The 14557-nt window shown below is 68.7% G+C and carries 13 protein-coding genes; 8 read left to right on the top strand and 5 right to left on the bottom strand.

Features of this window, described 5'->3' with window-relative positions; all coding sequences use genetic code 11:
- Positions 1 to 40: 40 nt before the first annotated feature.
- The 3 genes from E1H18_RS00570 to E1H18_RS00560 are packed head-to-tail and all read left to right on the top strand — an operon-like array spanning position 41 to position 2187.
- Complete coding sequence (locus tag E1H18_RS00570; protein ID WP_172262692.1) at positions 41 to 964, top strand: sulfite exporter TauE/SafE family protein; 924 nt, start codon at positions 41 to 43, stop codon at positions 962 to 964.
- Positions 961 to 1722 carry a TIGR02186 family protein gene (locus tag E1H18_RS00565; RefSeq protein WP_172262690.1) on the top strand — a complete coding sequence of 254 codons (762 nt, stop codon included), beginning with the start codon at positions 961 to 963 and terminating at the stop codon, positions 1720 to 1722. Before E1H18_RS00570 ends, E1H18_RS00565 begins: the two co-directional genes overlap by 4 nt.
- 3 nt (positions 1723 to 1725) lie before the next feature.
- On the top strand, positions 1726 to 2187 hold the full coding sequence (locus E1H18_RS00560) for a DUF3429 domain-containing protein (protein ID WP_172262688.1): 462 nt from the start codon (positions 1726 to 1728) through the stop codon (positions 2185 to 2187).
- A gap of 16 nt (positions 2188 to 2203) precedes the next feature.
- On the opposite strand, the gene pdeM is transcribed toward E1H18_RS00560, so the two are convergent.
- Positions 2204 to 2911 carry a ligase-associated DNA damage response endonuclease PdeM gene (gene pdeM, locus E1H18_RS00555; protein ID WP_172262686.1) on the bottom strand — a complete coding sequence of 236 codons (708 nt, stop codon included), beginning with the start codon at positions 2909 to 2911 and terminating at the stop codon, positions 2204 to 2206.
- Positions 2908 to 5352 (bottom strand): ligase-associated DNA damage response DEXH box helicase, encoded by a 2445-nt coding sequence (locus E1H18_RS00550; protein ID WP_172262684.1) that lies wholly within the window; start codon positions 5350 to 5352, stop codon positions 2908 to 2910. The genes pdeM and E1H18_RS00550 overlap by 4 nt, the downstream gene beginning before the upstream one ends.
- Positions 5353 to 5498: 146 nt before the next feature.
- Here E1H18_RS00550 and E1H18_RS00545 point away from each other — a divergent pair, with 146 nt between their 5' ends.
- From E1H18_RS00545 to E1H18_RS00530, 4 genes are all read left to right on the top strand, one after another.
- Positions 5499 to 6464: a tetratricopeptide repeat protein gene (locus E1H18_RS00545; RefSeq protein ID WP_241735850.1), complete on the top strand. Its 966-nt coding sequence runs from the start codon at positions 5499 to 5501 to the stop codon at positions 6462 to 6464.
- A gap of 51 nt (positions 6465 to 6515) precedes the next feature.
- A complete protein-coding gene (locus E1H18_RS00540) occupies positions 6516 to 9353 on the top strand; it encodes an ATP-dependent DNA helicase (protein WP_172262682.1) in 2838 nt (945 codons plus the stop codon).
- A gap of 194 nt (positions 9354 to 9547) precedes the next feature.
- Positions 9548 to 9811, top strand: coding sequence for a DNA-binding transcriptional regulator (locus E1H18_RS00535; RefSeq protein ID WP_172262680.1), 264 nt, complete (start codon positions 9548 to 9550; stop codon positions 9809 to 9811).
- A 70-nt stretch (positions 9812 to 9881) separates the two neighbouring features.
- Positions 9882 to 10454 (top strand): SRPBCC family protein, encoded by a 573-nt coding sequence (locus E1H18_RS00530; RefSeq protein ID WP_172262678.1) that lies wholly within the window; start codon positions 9882 to 9884, stop codon positions 10452 to 10454.
- A 6-nt stretch (positions 10455 to 10460) separates the two neighbouring features.
- Here the strand turns inward: E1H18_RS00530 and E1H18_RS00525 are convergent, their stop codons facing one another.
- A complete protein-coding gene (locus tag E1H18_RS00525) occupies positions 10461 to 12098 on the bottom strand; it encodes a pectate lyase (protein WP_172262676.1) in 1638 nt (545 codons plus the stop codon).
- A 530-nt stretch (positions 12099 to 12628) separates the two neighbouring features.
- Between E1H18_RS00525 and E1H18_RS00520 the strand changes: the two genes are divergently transcribed.
- Positions 12629 to 12811: a hypothetical protein gene (locus E1H18_RS00520; RefSeq protein WP_172262674.1), complete on the top strand. Its 183-nt coding sequence runs from the start codon at positions 12629 to 12631 to the stop codon at positions 12809 to 12811.
- On the opposite strand, the gene E1H18_RS00515 is transcribed toward E1H18_RS00520, so the two are convergent.
- Together E1H18_RS00515 and E1H18_RS00510 are read right to left on the bottom strand one after the other, a co-directional pair.
- Positions 12808 to 13473, bottom strand: a complete 666-nt coding sequence (locus tag E1H18_RS00515) for an aspartate/glutamate racemase family protein (RefSeq protein ID WP_172262672.1) — start codon at positions 13471 to 13473, stop codon at positions 12808 to 12810. The two genes, E1H18_RS00520 and E1H18_RS00515, sit on opposite strands and share 4 nt — an antisense overlap.
- Positions 13473 to 14471: a D-cysteine desulfhydrase gene (locus tag E1H18_RS00510; RefSeq protein ID WP_172262670.1), complete on the bottom strand. Its 999-nt coding sequence runs from the start codon at positions 14469 to 14471 to the stop codon at positions 13473 to 13475. The genes E1H18_RS00515 and E1H18_RS00510 overlap by 1 nt, the downstream gene beginning before the upstream one ends.
- Positions 14472 to 14557: the final 86 nt, after the last annotated feature.

The raw sequence follows: 14557 nt of genomic DNA, 5'->3' as shown, positions 1-14557 counted from the left end.
ATCACAGGACACCCCTTCCGCCGCAAGGACCGCGCGCGCTTTGCATTTTTACCTGCCCATCGCCGAGGTGTCGGTGAACGCGCTGCTGCTGGTGGTGCTGGGCGGGCTCGTGGGCTTCATCTCGGGGCTGTTTGGGATCGGCGGCGGATTCCTGATGACGCCGGTGCTGGTGTTCATGGGCATTCCGCCGGTGGTGGCCGTGGCCAGCGAGGCCAACCACGTCGCCGCCTCGTCGGTCTCCAGCGTCATCGCCTATAGCCGCAAGCGCGTGGTCGACTTCCGCATGGGCGGCGTCCTGGCCACAGGCGGGGCGATCGGTTCGTTCATCGGGGTCGAGGTGTTCCGCTGGCTACGCCTGATCGGCCAGGCGGACATGGCGGTGTCGGTCTCATACCTGCTGTTCCTGGGCGTGATTGGCGGGCTGATGCTGATGGAGTCGGTCGGCGCCATCCTGCGTCGCCGCAAGGGCCAGCCGCCCAAGCCCCGCCGCGAGCGCCGGCCCATGCTGCTGTACGCCCTGCCGTTCAAGGTCCGCTTCCCGCGCTCGCGTCTCTACATCAGCGTCATCCCGCCGGTGCTGCTGGGTGTGTTCGTCGGCATCCTGTCGGCGGTGATGGGCGTGGGCGGCGGCTTCATCCTGGTGCCGGCCATGATCTACCTGCTGCGCATGCCAGCCCCGGTGGTGGTGGGCACCAGCCTGTTCCAGATCGTCATCACCACCTCGCTGACCAGCGTGCTGCAGGCTGGCCGCAACCAGACCGTGGACATCGTGCTGGCCACCTTATTGCTGATCGGCGGGGTGATCGGCGCGCAGCTGGGCGCGCGGGCTTCGGGCCGCTTCCGCGCCGAGGAGCTGCGGGCGCTGCTGGCCTTGCTGGTTCTGGCCGTGGGCCTGCGCATGGGCGCGGACCTCTTCATCCATCCCGACGAGGCGTTCGTGCTGATGACGGGGACGGCGCGATGATCCCGCTGGTCGACGCGCCTCCCGCGCCCGCGGTGTCCGCGGCCCTGACCGACACCGAGATCCGGGTCAGCTCGGGCTTTCGCGGCGCGCGCATCGTGCTCTACGGGGCGGTGTTCGATCCCAAGGATCGGCCCAGCGACATCGTCGTCATCGTGCGCGGTCCCGACCAGCCGATCCGCATCGCGCGCAAGACCCAGGTCGCCGGCCTGTGGCTGAACAGTCGCCCCGTGGTGTTCGAGGGCGCGCCGGGCTTCTACCGCGTGGCCTCGACCCGTAAGCTGCAGGACATCGCCGGCTTCGCGCCGCTGCGCCATCTGGGCGCGGGGCTGGAGCACCTGACCATCGCCGCGCCGCTGGAGCGTCGGGTCGAGACCCGCTACGGCGTCCGCGACGTGGTCGTCAGCCGGCTGGGCGCCGACTATCTCGATTGGCGTCGCGCCGTGCTGCGCCTGAAGGAGAAGGCCGGCCTTTATGCCGCCGATCCGGGTGGGGTGCGCTTTGTCGACAAGGGCCTGTTCCGCGCTCAGCTGGACCTGCCCGCGGAGGCCCCGATCGGCCGCTACAGCGCCCGTATCGTGCTGTTCCAGGACGGCAAGCCCGTCTCGATCCGCGACCGGGAATTGATCGTGGAGAAGGCTGGGGTCGAGCGGGCCCTGTATGTCTTCTCCAAAGATCGTCCGTGGACCTATGGCGTGCTGTCGGTAATAGTCGCCCTGGGCGCAGGGTGGGTGGCTTCGGTCGCCTTCCGAAGGAGCTGAAGCATGAACGAGTCCGTGGACGAGCGGACGCCGGTGCCCCCGGCGGTCTGGGTGTTCGGCCTCTCGACCCTGGTGCCCTTCTTCATCGCGTCGTTCCTGTTCTGCTATGGCCCGATGGCGCTGCGGCACACGGCGCTGGTCGGCCTCCTGGCCTATTCGGCGGCCATGGTCTCGTACTTTGGCGGCGTGCGCTCAGGCCTCGAGATCGACAGCGTCAGTCCGCGCTGGTCGGTGCTGGGCCTGTCCCTGCTGTTTCCGCTGGCCGGTTTCGGCCTGCTGCTGGGCGAGCTGAAGTTCGAGCCCGCCTGGCAGTTGTCAGGCTTCCTCCTCGTGCTGCTGCTGCAATGGGTCTGGGACGTCACCGCCCACGAGGGCCCCGCCTGGCGCCCCCGTATGCGCACCCTCCTGACCGCCGGGGCGGCCATGTCCCTGGCGTTCTCGTTGGAACAGGCGCTGCACATGTAGCGCCTCGCGCGGCCGCTCAGTCTGGCCGCAGCGACTTCATCCCCACCGCATGAACTCGGCTTTGACCCAAGGCGCCCGCCAGCAGCGGACCTGCGAACAGATTCGAGAAGGCCTCGTCCAGGATGTTCAGGCCGCCCGTGAACGCCCCGAACGCTGGCAAGACCAGGCGCTGGCCGTCGGTGACGAAGCAGCGGCGGCGGGTGGTGGCCCGGCCGCTGGCGACCTTGGCGGCGGGATGCAGGTGCCCGGCGACCTCGCCCAGCTGAACGCCGGGCTCGGGCTCGTGACGCAAGGTCAGGCCCGCGATAGAGGCCTCGTCGATCACTTCGCCGGGCAGGACCTTGGGGCCGTCGGCGTCGTGGTTGCCCACCGCCCAGATCAACTCGCGGCCCCGGGCCAGGCCTTCCAGGCGTCGATGGTCGTCGGCGGCCAGCCGCGACTCGCCGGCCCCGTCGTGGAAGCTGTCGCCCAAGAAGATCAGCCGCTCGGGCTTCAGCAGATCCAGCTCGCGGTCCAGACGGTCCAGCGTCTCGCGGGTGTCGTAGGGCGGCAGCATCTGGCCAAAGCGCGCGGCGTAGCTGCTGCCCTTCTCGAAGTGCAGGTCGGCGACCACCAGGGTGCGCTCGCGTTCCAGCCACATCGCGCCCGACCAGCGCAGCATGACCTCGACATTGGCCAGGGCGATACGCAGGCCGCCGCAGGCGGAGGGGGTGAAGCGGGTCACGACATGGCCTCGGCGATCAGGTCTTCCTCGGCCTCGGCCAGGATCATCTCGCCGGCTGCGTCGCCCGGCGCGCGCTCGCGGCCGATCTCCAGCATGATCGGCACGGCGAAGGGGGATACGCGCTCCAGCGGCACATGACGGATACGCCCCTGCACGCGGGTCAGCATGTCGCCCAGGCGCGCGATGTCGAGCAGGCCGGTGGCCGCGTCGTGGCGAGCGCAGCGCAGCATCAGGTGGTCGGGTTGGTGTTTGCGCAGCACGTCGTAGATCAGGTCTGTCGAGAAGGTCACCTGCCGTCCGGACTTCTCGGCGCCAGGATGGCGACGCTCGATCAGGCCGGCGATCAAGGCGCAGTGCTTGAAAGCCCGCTTCATCATGAAGCTCTCGTCCAGCCAGACCTCCAGGTCGTCGCCCAGCATGTCCTGGGCGAACAGCTCGTCCAGATCGAGGCCGTCCATCGGTCGCAGCGACCAGACGTTCAGGGCGTAGTCGTTGCAGACGAAGCCCAGCGGTCCGACGCCCAGTCGATCCAGCCGTCGGGTCAGCAGCATGGCCAGGGTGGTGTGGGCTAGGCGCCCATCGAACGGATAGCAGACCAGGTGGAAGCGCTTGCCGCGCTGGAAGGTCTCCAGCAGCATCTCGCCCTCGTCCGGGATGGCCGAGCGCAGCTTCTGCCAGGCCAGCCATTCCTGCACGTCCGGGGGCAGGGCGGCCCACTCGCGCTCGTCGTGCATCATCTGGCGAACGCGACTGGCCAGATAGGTCGAGAGCGGGAACTTGGACCCGCCCCAACTGGGCATCTTCGGGTCGTCATTCGGCGCGGGGCTGACGAAGGCGTCGGCGCCCACCAGGCTGTTGTAGCGCCAGACCTGGCCGGCGAAGACGAAGGTGTCGCCCGGGGTCAGCTGTTCGAAATAGCCTTCCTCGGCCTCGCCGATCTTGCGGCCGCCCATTGGCCGCTTCCCGCCGCCGATCCGGATGTTGATCATGCCGGGCGTGACGATGACGCCGACGTTCATGCGGTGCTGCTGGCGGGCCTGGGCGTTTCGGGCGGTCCACAGGCCGTCCTGCGTTTGCACGATGCGGCGAAACTTGTCGTAGGTGCGCAAGGCGTAGCCGCCGGTCGAGACGAAATCGACGACGGTCTCGAAGTCTTCCCAGGACAGGTCCGAATAGGGCCCAGCCGAGCGGATCTCGTCATAGAGGTCGGTCAGCTTGAAGGGCTCGGAGCACGCGCAGCCCATGATGTGCTGAGCCAGGGTGTCCAGCGTGCCGACCCGAGCCGGCTCGCCGTCCAGATGGTTCTCCAGGATGGCGTCGGCGGCGGCGCGGCACTCCAGCATCTCGAAGCGGCTGGCGGGCACGAACAGGGCGCGGCTGGGCTCGTCCAGGCGGTGGTTGGCGCGGCCGATCCGCTGGACCATGCGCGAGGCCCCCTTGGGCGCGGCAAGCTGGATCACGAGGTCCACGTCCCCCCAGTCGATGCCCATGTCGAGGGTCGAGGTGCAGACGACCGCTCGCAGCTCGCCGCGGGCCATGGCCGCCTCGACCTTGCGCCGCTGTTCGGCAGACAGACTGCCGTGGTGCAGGGCGATCGGCAGGTCCGCCTCGTTCAGCTCCCACAGGCGCTGAAAGGCGAACTCGGCCTGGAAGCGGGTGTTGACGAAGATCAGCGCCGTCTGGGCCGACTTGATGATCTCGTAGACCTCGGCCATGGCGTGCTCGGCCGTGTGGCCGGCCCAGGGCACGCGGCCGCCGGACACCAGAACCTCGACGACCGGCTGCGCGCCGCCCGAGCCGAGGACGAGGTCGACGTCCTGCCCCGCGCCCAGCCAACGCCGCACGAGGTCTGGGTCATTGACCGTCGCGGACAGGCCTACGCGCCGCATCTCGGGTGCGAACTGCTGCAGTCGCGCCAAGCCGAGCGCCAGCAGATCGCCGCGCTTGCCCGGCCAGATGGCGTGGGCTTCGTCGATGATCACGCAGCGCAGATCGCTGAAATACTCGCGCGCGCCCTCCCAGGCGCAGAACAGGGCCAGCTGCTCGGGCGTGGTCAGCAGGATGTCCGGCGGTTTGATCCGTTGACGCGCCTTGCGGCTCTCGCCGGTGTCGCCGGTGCGGCTCTCGGCCACGATCGGCAGGCCCATCTCACGGATCGGCGTCAGCAGGTTGCGCTCGACGTCGACAGCCAGGGCCTTCAGCGGCGAGATGTAAAGGGTGTGGATCCCAGCCGGCGTGTTGCGCGGCGGGCGCTCGGCCAGCTCGATCAGGCTGGGCAGGAAGCCTGCCAGGGTCTTGCCGCCGCCGGTCGGGGCGATCAGCAGCGCGCCGCGTCCGGCCCGGGCCTTGTCCAGCATGGCCAGCTGATGCTCGCGCGGGCTCCAGCCACGGGCGGCGAACCACTCTTGGAACTTGGGAGGAAGGGCGTCAGCCGCGAACATTGACCGCGATATAGCATGTTCCCCTTCTGTTTCATCCGTCTTTTGAACCCGTAACGGGCGAGTCTGGTTGCGCGCAGCGAAGCTTGCGGTTGTCTGGCTTGACGAGGCGGCCAGCGACGTGACGATCGGGGCTCGATGGGGACCTGATGCGTATCGGTGCGCTGCTTGCCTTCTTGATCATGATGCTGTCGCCCGCCGACATGGCTCGGGCGCAGGACTTCCAGACCGAAACCGATTGCCAGGCCGTCCAGCACCGAGCCGAGCGGGGCGACGCCAAGGCCTATGTCGATCTGGCCTATTGCTACGTGCGCGCCGCGGGACGTGAACCGGATCAGGTCAAGGCTCTGATCTGGCTGCGCAAGGGCGTGGCCGCCGGCGAAACCGAGGCCATGGTCGAGTTGGGCAACGCCTATTTCCACGGCGCGGACGGCGTACCGGTCGACCGGCGTCAGGCGATGCGGCTGTATGCTCGCGCTGCGCAGGCGGGAGATCCGAACGGCATGCACAATCTGGCGGTCGTCTACGAAGGCGGTGGCGGAGTGCGCGAGAACGCCGCCCTGGTTCGCGCCTGGTACGCCCGCGCGGCCATGGCGGGGTCATCTCAGGGCGCCTTCGCCGCCGGCCGGGCCTATCTCAACGGTTATGGTGGGCGGATCGACACGGCGCGCGGCGTCCTGATGCTGCAGAGAGCGATCGAGATGGGCTCGGCCGAGGCGATGAACGCGATGGGGCGGCTCCACACCGCGGGCCGTGGCGTGCGTAAAGATCCTGACGCAGCCTTGCGGTTGTATGCGGGCGCGGCCGTGAACGATCTGCCGGAAGGCATGTCCAGTCTGGGCGCGGCCCACTATCGGGGCGCGGGCGTACCGATCGACTATGTCGAGGCGATCCGCTGGTTCCAGATGGCGGCCGAGCGCGGCGATCTGCGCGCGTGGCTGATGCTGGGCTTCATGTGCGAGATGGGGCGCGGCATGCGGGCCGACGCCGAGCTGGCCCTCGTCATGTATCGACGCGCGGTCGAAAGTCCGGATCCGGACATCCGCGGTCCGGCCCAGGCCGGGATCGACCGGCTGGACGGTCTGGATGACGACGAGTACGGCCCGATCGGCTGAAAAGCACCCGTTCCCATTCTGTTTCGCGGCCGTTTTTGCTAACAGACTCGTGTGACTGCATTCCCGCCGACTCTGGATCTGGCTCCGGCCCTGGTCGTCCTGCCCGGGCCGCGCGCCGGCGTGGCCGACGGCTCGGGCGAGGGGCGGCTGCTGCGCGCGCCGGACGCCCGCGACCTGTTCGAGCACCGCCCGGTGCTGGTGGCCCATGCGGCCATGACCGCCCGCCGTCTGAACCTTTCGCCGCCGGGGCGCGGGCCACGCCTGTTCGACGTGCTGGAGCTCTACGCTTTCGTCCGCCCGGCGACCTTCTGCGCGCCGTCGGCCGTGGGTCTCGCCATGGCGCTGGGCTTGGCCGAGCCGCGCGGCGCGGGCGAACAGGCCCAGAGCCTGCGCGAGAGCGCCGACGCCCTGCTGCGCGAGCTGGCTCTGACGCCCGTGCCGTCGCGCGAGGAGGCGCTGGCCGTCGCCGAGACCCTGGCCAAGGCCGGCTGGTCGTGGGGGCCTGCGGTGATCGGCGCGCTGCGCTCAGTCCCGGTCGGCAACCAGTTCCGAGGCTCTGGCCTGGACGTCTGGGCTCGCCTGGTCGAATGGGAGGATCAGGCCCCGCCGGGCGAAGCCGGCTCGCGGCCCATCGACCCCGAACGCGTCGAGCTGCGGCTGAACGAGCTGCTGCAGCGCTCAGGCCTGGAAGAGGTGCGCGAGGCCCAGGCGACCTTCGCCAGGGAGGCGTCCTTCGCCTTCCAGCCGCGCGAGCGCGAGGGCGAGCCGCGGATGATGCTGGCCGAGGCCGGCACCGGCGTCGGCAAGACCCTGGGCTATCTGGCCCCGGCTTCGCTGTGGGCAGAGGCCAACGGACCGTCGGTCTGGGTCAGCACCTATACCCGCGCCCTGCAGCGCCAGATCGAGCGCGAGAGCCGGTCGATCTATCCCGATCCCAAGGAACGCGCCAAGAAGGCCGTCGTCCGCAAGGGGCGTGAGAACTATCTGTGCCTGCTGAACTTTCAGGAACAGATCAACAGCGCCCAGCTGGGCAATGGCGACCTGATCGGCCTGGCCCTGACGGCGCGCTGGACCCGCGCGACGCGCGACGGCGACATGACCGGCGGAGACTTCCCGGCCTGGCTGCCGACCTTGTCCGCCGTCCCGCCCTCGGCCCAGGCCAGTCCGTCGAACCTGGTCGATCGGCGCGGCGAGTGCATCCATGCCGGCTGCCAGCACTATCGCATCTGCTACATCGAAAAGGCCGTGCGGGCGTCCAAGCGCGCCGACCTGGTCATCGCCAACCATGCCCTTGTCCTCACTCAAGCCGCCTTCGACGGCGCGCGCACGGCGCGGGGGCTGAAGGGCGACAACGAGACCACCAGTCTCAAGCGCATCGTCTTCGACGAGGGCCACCACCTGTTCGAGGCCGCCGACAGCGCCTTTTCCGCCGCCCTGTCGGGCGCGGAGGCCGCGGAGCTGCGCCGCTGGATCCGGGGTCCCGAGGGCCGTGGCCGCCGGGGCAGGGGGCTGGAGGCCCGTCTGCTGGACATCCTGGGCGACAAGGAAGGCGCGCGGCTGGCGATGACCCAGGCGATCCACGCCGCCGCCGCTCTGCCAGGCGAGGGCTGGTCGGGCCGGGTCGCGCCGCCGGACGGCCAGATCAATCCGATCGGCCCGATCGAAAACTTCCTGGTCGCGGTGATCGAGCAACTGCGCGCCCGCTCCAGCGAGCGGGGCGGCGCCGATCTGGGCCTGCAATGCGATGCGCGGCCAGCCATCGACCTGGTCCGCGAGCGCGCGCCCGAGGCCGCCCGCGCCCTGGCCTCACTGGAAGCGCCGCTGCTGGCCCTGGTCCGCGCCCTGGAAGACGTGCTGGACGAGGACGCCGAGCATCTGGGGACGTCCGAGCGCGCGCGGATCGAAGGCGCGCTGCGGGGCCTGGATCGCCGCGCCCGCATGACCCTGCCGGCCTGGCGCTCGATCCTGAAGGCGCTCGAGGAGGACGATGTCGATCCGAGCCAGGCCGATCCCGACTTCGTCGACTGGTTCGAGGCCACGTTCCTGTACGGCCGCGTCGTCGACGCCGCCTGTCGCCGCCACTGGGTGGACCCGACCGAGCCGCTGCGTGCGGCGGTGCTCTCGCCGGCTCACGGGGTCTTGGTGACCAGCGCCACCCTCGTTGATCCGGCCCTGGAGGATCCGTTCGCCCTAGCCGAGATGCGCACCGGCGCCGCGCGCCTGCCGACTGCGCCCAAGGTGCTGCGCCTGGCCTCGCCGTTCGACTACCAGAACAACGCCAAGGCCTATGTGGTCACGGACGTGAACAAGGAAGACCCGCGCCAGGTCTCGGCCGCGATGCGCGAGCTGTTTCTGGCCGCTGGGGGCGGGGGCCTTGGCCTGTTCACCGCCATCCGCCGCCTGAAGGCCGTGCATGAACGTATCGCCGCGCCGCTCGCTGACAACGGCCTGGCCCTCTACGCCCAGCATGTCGATCCGCTGGAGGTGGGTGCGCTGGTCGACATCTTCCGGGCCGAGGAGGACGCGTGCCTGCTGGGCACCGACGCCATCCGGGACGGCGTCGACGTGCCCGGGCGCAGCTTGCGCCTGCTGGTTTTCGACCGCGTGCCGTGGCCGCGTCCGGATGTGCTGCACAAGGCCCGGCGGTTGCGCTTTGGCGGCAAGGGCTATGACGACGCCGTGGCCCGCGCCCGCATCAGCCAGGCCTTCGGCCGGCTGATCCGCCGCGCCGACGACCGCGGCGTGTTCGTGATGCTGGACGCCGCCGCGCCGACGCGATTGTTCTCAAGCTTGCCCGAAGGCGTGCAGATCGAGCGGGTCAGCCTGGTTGAGGCCATCGAGGCGACGGCGGGTTTCCTGACCAAGAGCCAAGCTTCCGACACGGACTGACTCAAAGCCGTCGAAATTCTGCAATCGAGCGGTCCTATTAGTCGTCCAAAGGGAGGACGCTAGAGCGTGGCAGCCGAAAGTGTTTGCGGTTTCGGCGCCTGCCACGCTCCAGCTTAGAAGCAGAACGAGCCTGCTTATCCATTTCTGATGGCTTCCATCAGAAATGGGCAGGCTCTTCGCCCAGGAGCGTTCGAATGACCAAGCATGCCGACCTCGCGATCGACGAGGGCGCCACCCCGGCGCGCGCGCGTTCCGCCCGCGCCCTGGTCCAGGCCGTCCGCTGGCGCACCGGGCTGTCCCAGGCCGCCTTCGCCCGCACCTTCAATATCGACCTGACCTTGCTGGAAGACCTGGAGCAGGGCGAGGCGCGGCCGGACTCGGCCCTGAGCGCCTATCTGCGGGTGATCGACCATGCGCCGGAGGTGGTGCGGGCCGCTTTGGGCCGCGGGATGGTCTGACCGCAAAAGCGTCCGCAACCGCTTACCCGTCGTACCTGTTCCGATATCAGAGAATTCGGAGCCGACGACGATGCGAGCACTATTGGCCGGTCTCGGCCTGCTGCTGACGGCGACGAGCGCCAGCGCCTTCGACCTCAACGCCAAGGCCCAGGCGGCCCTGGCCAAGCGCGAGGCCTATACCGAGGTCTCGCCCGATCCAGACGGGATCTCCGGACATGTGCGGGCGGTGATCGACATCGCCGCGCCGCCGCAAAAGGTCTGGACGATGATCACCGACTGCGCGGTGGCCGGCCTGATGCTGACCAACCTGACCAGCTGCCGCGTGCTGTCGGGTGACCAGCGCAAGGGCTGGGACATCCGCGAGCACCTGACGCGCCGCAACCTGGTCTTCCCCGGCATGCGCATCGTCTTCCGCTCGGACTACGAGCCGATCAGCCGCATCAAGTTCAAGCTGGTGGAGGGCGACCTCAAGGTCGAGCAGGGCGAGTGGCGGCTGGAGCCCTTGAACGGCGGGCGCGGCACGCGGGTGTTCTACGAGAACCGTCTGGCGGTCGACTGGCCCGTCCCCAAGGCCCTGCTCCGCGAGGCGCTGCGCAAGGACACGCCGAAGGTCCTGATGAACCTCCGGCGCGCCAGCGAGTAGGGTAGTTTAAGCCGCGTCCACGAACTTGATCAGCGTGGCCATGTTGGCGATGAACGACGCCGTCGAGATGCCGATCGCCGGCTTCGGGTCGGGATAGGGCGAGGTGTCGTACTTGTCGCCGACCTTGGTCTCGGAGAAGTCGCCCGGCGTCGGCACAGCCGGGCCGTCGCCGATATAGGGCTGGCTGGTCGAGGTCAGGGGCGTGGGCCACCAGCCCTCGGCGTTCAGCTCGCTGGTCAGCTTGGCGACCTTGGCCAGGTCGGCGTCGACCGGCTTGGGGGCCGAGCTGGACAGATCGCCGCCGACCTTCAGGTCTTCAACCGACAGATCCTTGACCATGAAATACTTCGGCAGGGTGCGGCGTCCCTTCAGCGGCGAGTTCTTGCTGGCCTCTTCGGGCGGGGTCGCCTTCAGCTTCTCGTAGCGGGCGCGCAGGCCCTTCACGTCGACGCTGCGGAACGACGAGTAGTGGGTGACGGTCTTTTCGGGGTTCTCGTCGGTGTAGTAGCGGCCGTTGACGACGTTCGAGCCGGTGCGGTGCACGTACAGCGGCTTGCCGGTGCCGACCTGGATGAAGGTCGGGTAGCGCGCCTTGCCGGGGGCGACGTTGTCGGGCAGACGCACGCTGTCCAGCCAGTCCAGGGCCTCGGGAATGCGCGCCAGGTACTTCGCGTCGCCGGTCAGCTGATAGAAGGTCATCATCTGGGCCAGGTTGCTGGCCGTGGCGTGGGTGGCGAAGGCCTTGGGCTCGTAGGTGCGGGCCGCGGCGGGCTTCAGGTCATTGACCGTGTGCTGCAGGCCCCAGGCCGGCTGCGGCTGGGGCTGCTGGCAGGCGATGTAGCAGTCCATGGCGCGCCGGATCGGCTCCAGCACGCTCTCGTCGCCCAGCGCCTGGTAGACCATGATCAGGAACTCGATGTTCTCGCCGATCACGTCGTCGTTGAAGGTGATGTAGCCGGTGTAGTCGGCGTTACCGTGGTGGTGGAACTCGTCCTTCAGCGGGAAGCGCTGCGGCCAGCCTCCGACCGGATACTGGGCTTCCAGGACGAACTTCAGGGCCTTGTCGAGGGCGGCCTTGTACTTCGGATTCTTCTTCTCGACGTACATGCGCAGCATGAACTTGCAGACTTCGGCGGTGCCTTCGTCATCGAAGGTGCAGTTGCCGTAGTAGTGCTGGAATTCCTCCAGGCGCCAGCCGTTCTTGCCGATGGTGTCGTACCACTTCTTCAGCGAAGCCTCGCCGGCCATGTCGCCCAGATAGTTCCAGCCGCCGGCCGGGTTCTGGATGGCGATCAGGGCGTCGGCGGCCTTGCAGGCGGCGTCGTAGTAATATTCGTCCTGGGTGGCGTGATAGGCGTCCAGGAACAGGTGGCCGACCGTGCCGGTGCCGGGCGGCTGCACCCAGATCATGGTCGGGAAGGCTTCCATCTCGCCCCAGCGGCGCGAGAAGTCGGGCAGGTAGCTCCACACGTAGCCGCCCTTGTAGGCGGCCTTGTCGACCATGAAGCGCGAGGCCTTCTTCATCGTCTCGATGGCGCCAGCCTTGGTCGGCGCGGCCAGGGCCTTGAACGGCAGGCCGGCGGCGGCGAAGGCGGCGGCCGAGGACGCCATCAGGCGGCGGCGGGAAATCGGGCTGAGCGGCATGTGGAACTCCGTTGACGGGTCACAGCGCCGGCCGAAGGGAAGCCTCCATCGCGTGGATGGACTGGGTCGGTTTCCCCCTGGGGCCGGCGAGGGCCCCGTCGTCTTGTGGCGACGAACTGAGGCGCAGCTTGCTACCGGTGTCACCCTTTTGGCCACCCCTAATTTTGCTACCGGTAACATTTGAAGGGTGATCTGCGACGGCTGGTCGCGGGTCCAAGCTCAAGCTTTCGTTCAGCTTATTGAATTAAAAGGGTTTCGTATGAGGAGGCGCAGTGCGCGCCAGCCTGCGACAGGCCGCCGCGTTGTTTCCGGATCCCTGTTCGGCGAAACCCTCGTCATCGCTTTTGAGGCGACGCCGCCGCGCCGGTTCTGGCGCAGCCGACGCCGTCCTGTTGGGGAACAGGACGACGCCCCCGGATCCTAAGGATCCGGGGGCGTTTTCATTTCCGGATCAAACACATCGCTCGATGAACCGCGTGCGTCCAGCTGTCGCATGGCGGCTTCGTTCATCTCCTGTAAATGTTCGGCCCATGGTTAATCGCAACGATCATCTCAGCGAGGCCGAGCGCCTCGAACGTCAGGCCGAGATCGCCGACAGCGTCCATGCGCGCGCCGCTCTGCTGCGCATGGCCCAGGCCTCGCGAGGGACGGCGGCGCTGGTCGGGATGTTCGAAGCCTGCAGCGAAGAGACCGGGACCAGCCTGAGCTTCTAGGCCAGGCAGACCTCGACGCAGCGGCGGGCCAGTTCTTCCGTCGCGTCCAGCAGCGGGACCGACAGCGCGTCCTGCGACAGCACCAGCGGCACTTCGGTGCAGCCCGCCACCACGCTTTGTGCGCCCTTGCCGACCAGCCTGTGGGCGAGAGCGGCCATGGTCTCGCGTGAGGCGTTGCTGAGGTCGCCCTGCTTGATGCGATAGAGCAGGGCCATGAACTCGACCTGCTCGTGGTCGTCCAGCATCACCACCTCCAGACCCATGTGCGAGAAGCGGTCGCGGTAGAGGCCCAGCGCCAGGCCGGTGCCTAGCACGCCGACGATGCTCGCGCCCCCGGCCTTGGCCGCCAGACCCGCCGTCTCCAGCATGTCGACCAGGGGCAAGCCCGAGGCCTCGACGTCCCTGGCGTAGGCGTGAGCGGTGTTGCAGGCGATGGCCAGGACCTCCGCCCCGCCATTCCGCAGTCCCGCCGCCATCGCCGCCAGCACAGGGCCGGGGTCAGAGTCGCTGACGTTGCGGTCCGGGACCTTGGGATTGATGTCGACCAGCACTCGCAGGTGATCCTGCTCGCGCTTGACCGGCGTGGCCGCCTGCAGCTTGGCCAGGAAATCCAGCGTGGCGGCCGGGCCCATGCCGCCAAGGACGCCCAAGACCTTGCTCATTAGAGCGCGGGCTCCAGGACCGACTGGTAGCCGAACAGGCCCTGCGCGCCGCCGGTGTGCAGGAACACGACCCGCTCGCCCTTGAACGCACCCTTCCTGGCCTGGTCGATCAGGCCCTTCAGCGCCTTGCCCGAATAGACCGGGTCGAACAGCAGGCCCTCGGTCTGGGCGGCCAGGGTCAGGGCGTCGATCACGCCCTGGTCCACCAGGCCATAGCCCTCGCCGACATAGTCGCAGTCGGCCACGACCATCTCGCGCTTGACGCGGCCGGCCGCGCCGATGGTCTCGGCGGTGGCCACGGCCAGATTGAAGACGTTCTCTTCCTGCTTGGCCTTGGGCGCCCGGACGCCAAAGCCCAGGATCGGGATATCGACCGATAGGGCGGCGAAGCCCGCGACCAGGCCTGCATGGGTGCCGGCGCTGCCGGTGGCGGTGACGAAGCGGTCGATCTTCAGATCCATCTGGTCGGCCTGGACCACCAACTCGCGGGCGCAGTCGACATAGCCCAGGGCGCCGATGGTGTTGGAGCCGCCGCCGGGGATGACATAGGGCTTGCCGCCGCGCTGGCGCACGCTCTCGGCGGTGCTCTCGAGCTCGGCGACCATGTCCGTGCCGCCGGGCACGTAGCGGATGGCCGCGCCCATCAGCTTGTCGAGCAGGACGTTGCCGTTGCCCATGTAGTCGCTGGCCTTGGAGCCGGTGCGCTCTTCCAGGATCACCTCGGTCTTCAGGCCGAACCGCGCGCCGGCGGCGATGGTCTGGCGCACGTGGTTGGACTGCACCGCGCCTTGCGTCACCAGGGTGTCGGCGCCTTGGGCCAGGGCGTCGCCGAGCAGGAACTCTAGTTTGCGGGTCTTGTTGCCGCCGCCGGCCAGGCCCGTGCAGTCGTCGCGCTTGACCCACAGGTCGACGCCCAGCTCGGCGCCCAGGCGGGGCAGGGGCTCCAGCGGCGTCGGCAGGTGGGCGAAGCGGGCGCGGGGAAAGCGGGCGAGGTGCATGGCGGCGTGGCGTCCCTGATGGAGTCGACGCCTGTGTTAGCACGATGGGCGAAGTCCCAAAGGGGGAGTATGATCGCCCCAGAGGA

Origin of the sequence: Caulobacter sp. RHG1, from assembly GCF_013181195.1 — a bacterium.
Lineage (GTDB): Bacteria > Pseudomonadota > Alphaproteobacteria > Caulobacterales > Caulobacteraceae > Caulobacter.
This window is presented reverse-complemented; position numbering and strand designations above follow the sequence as displayed.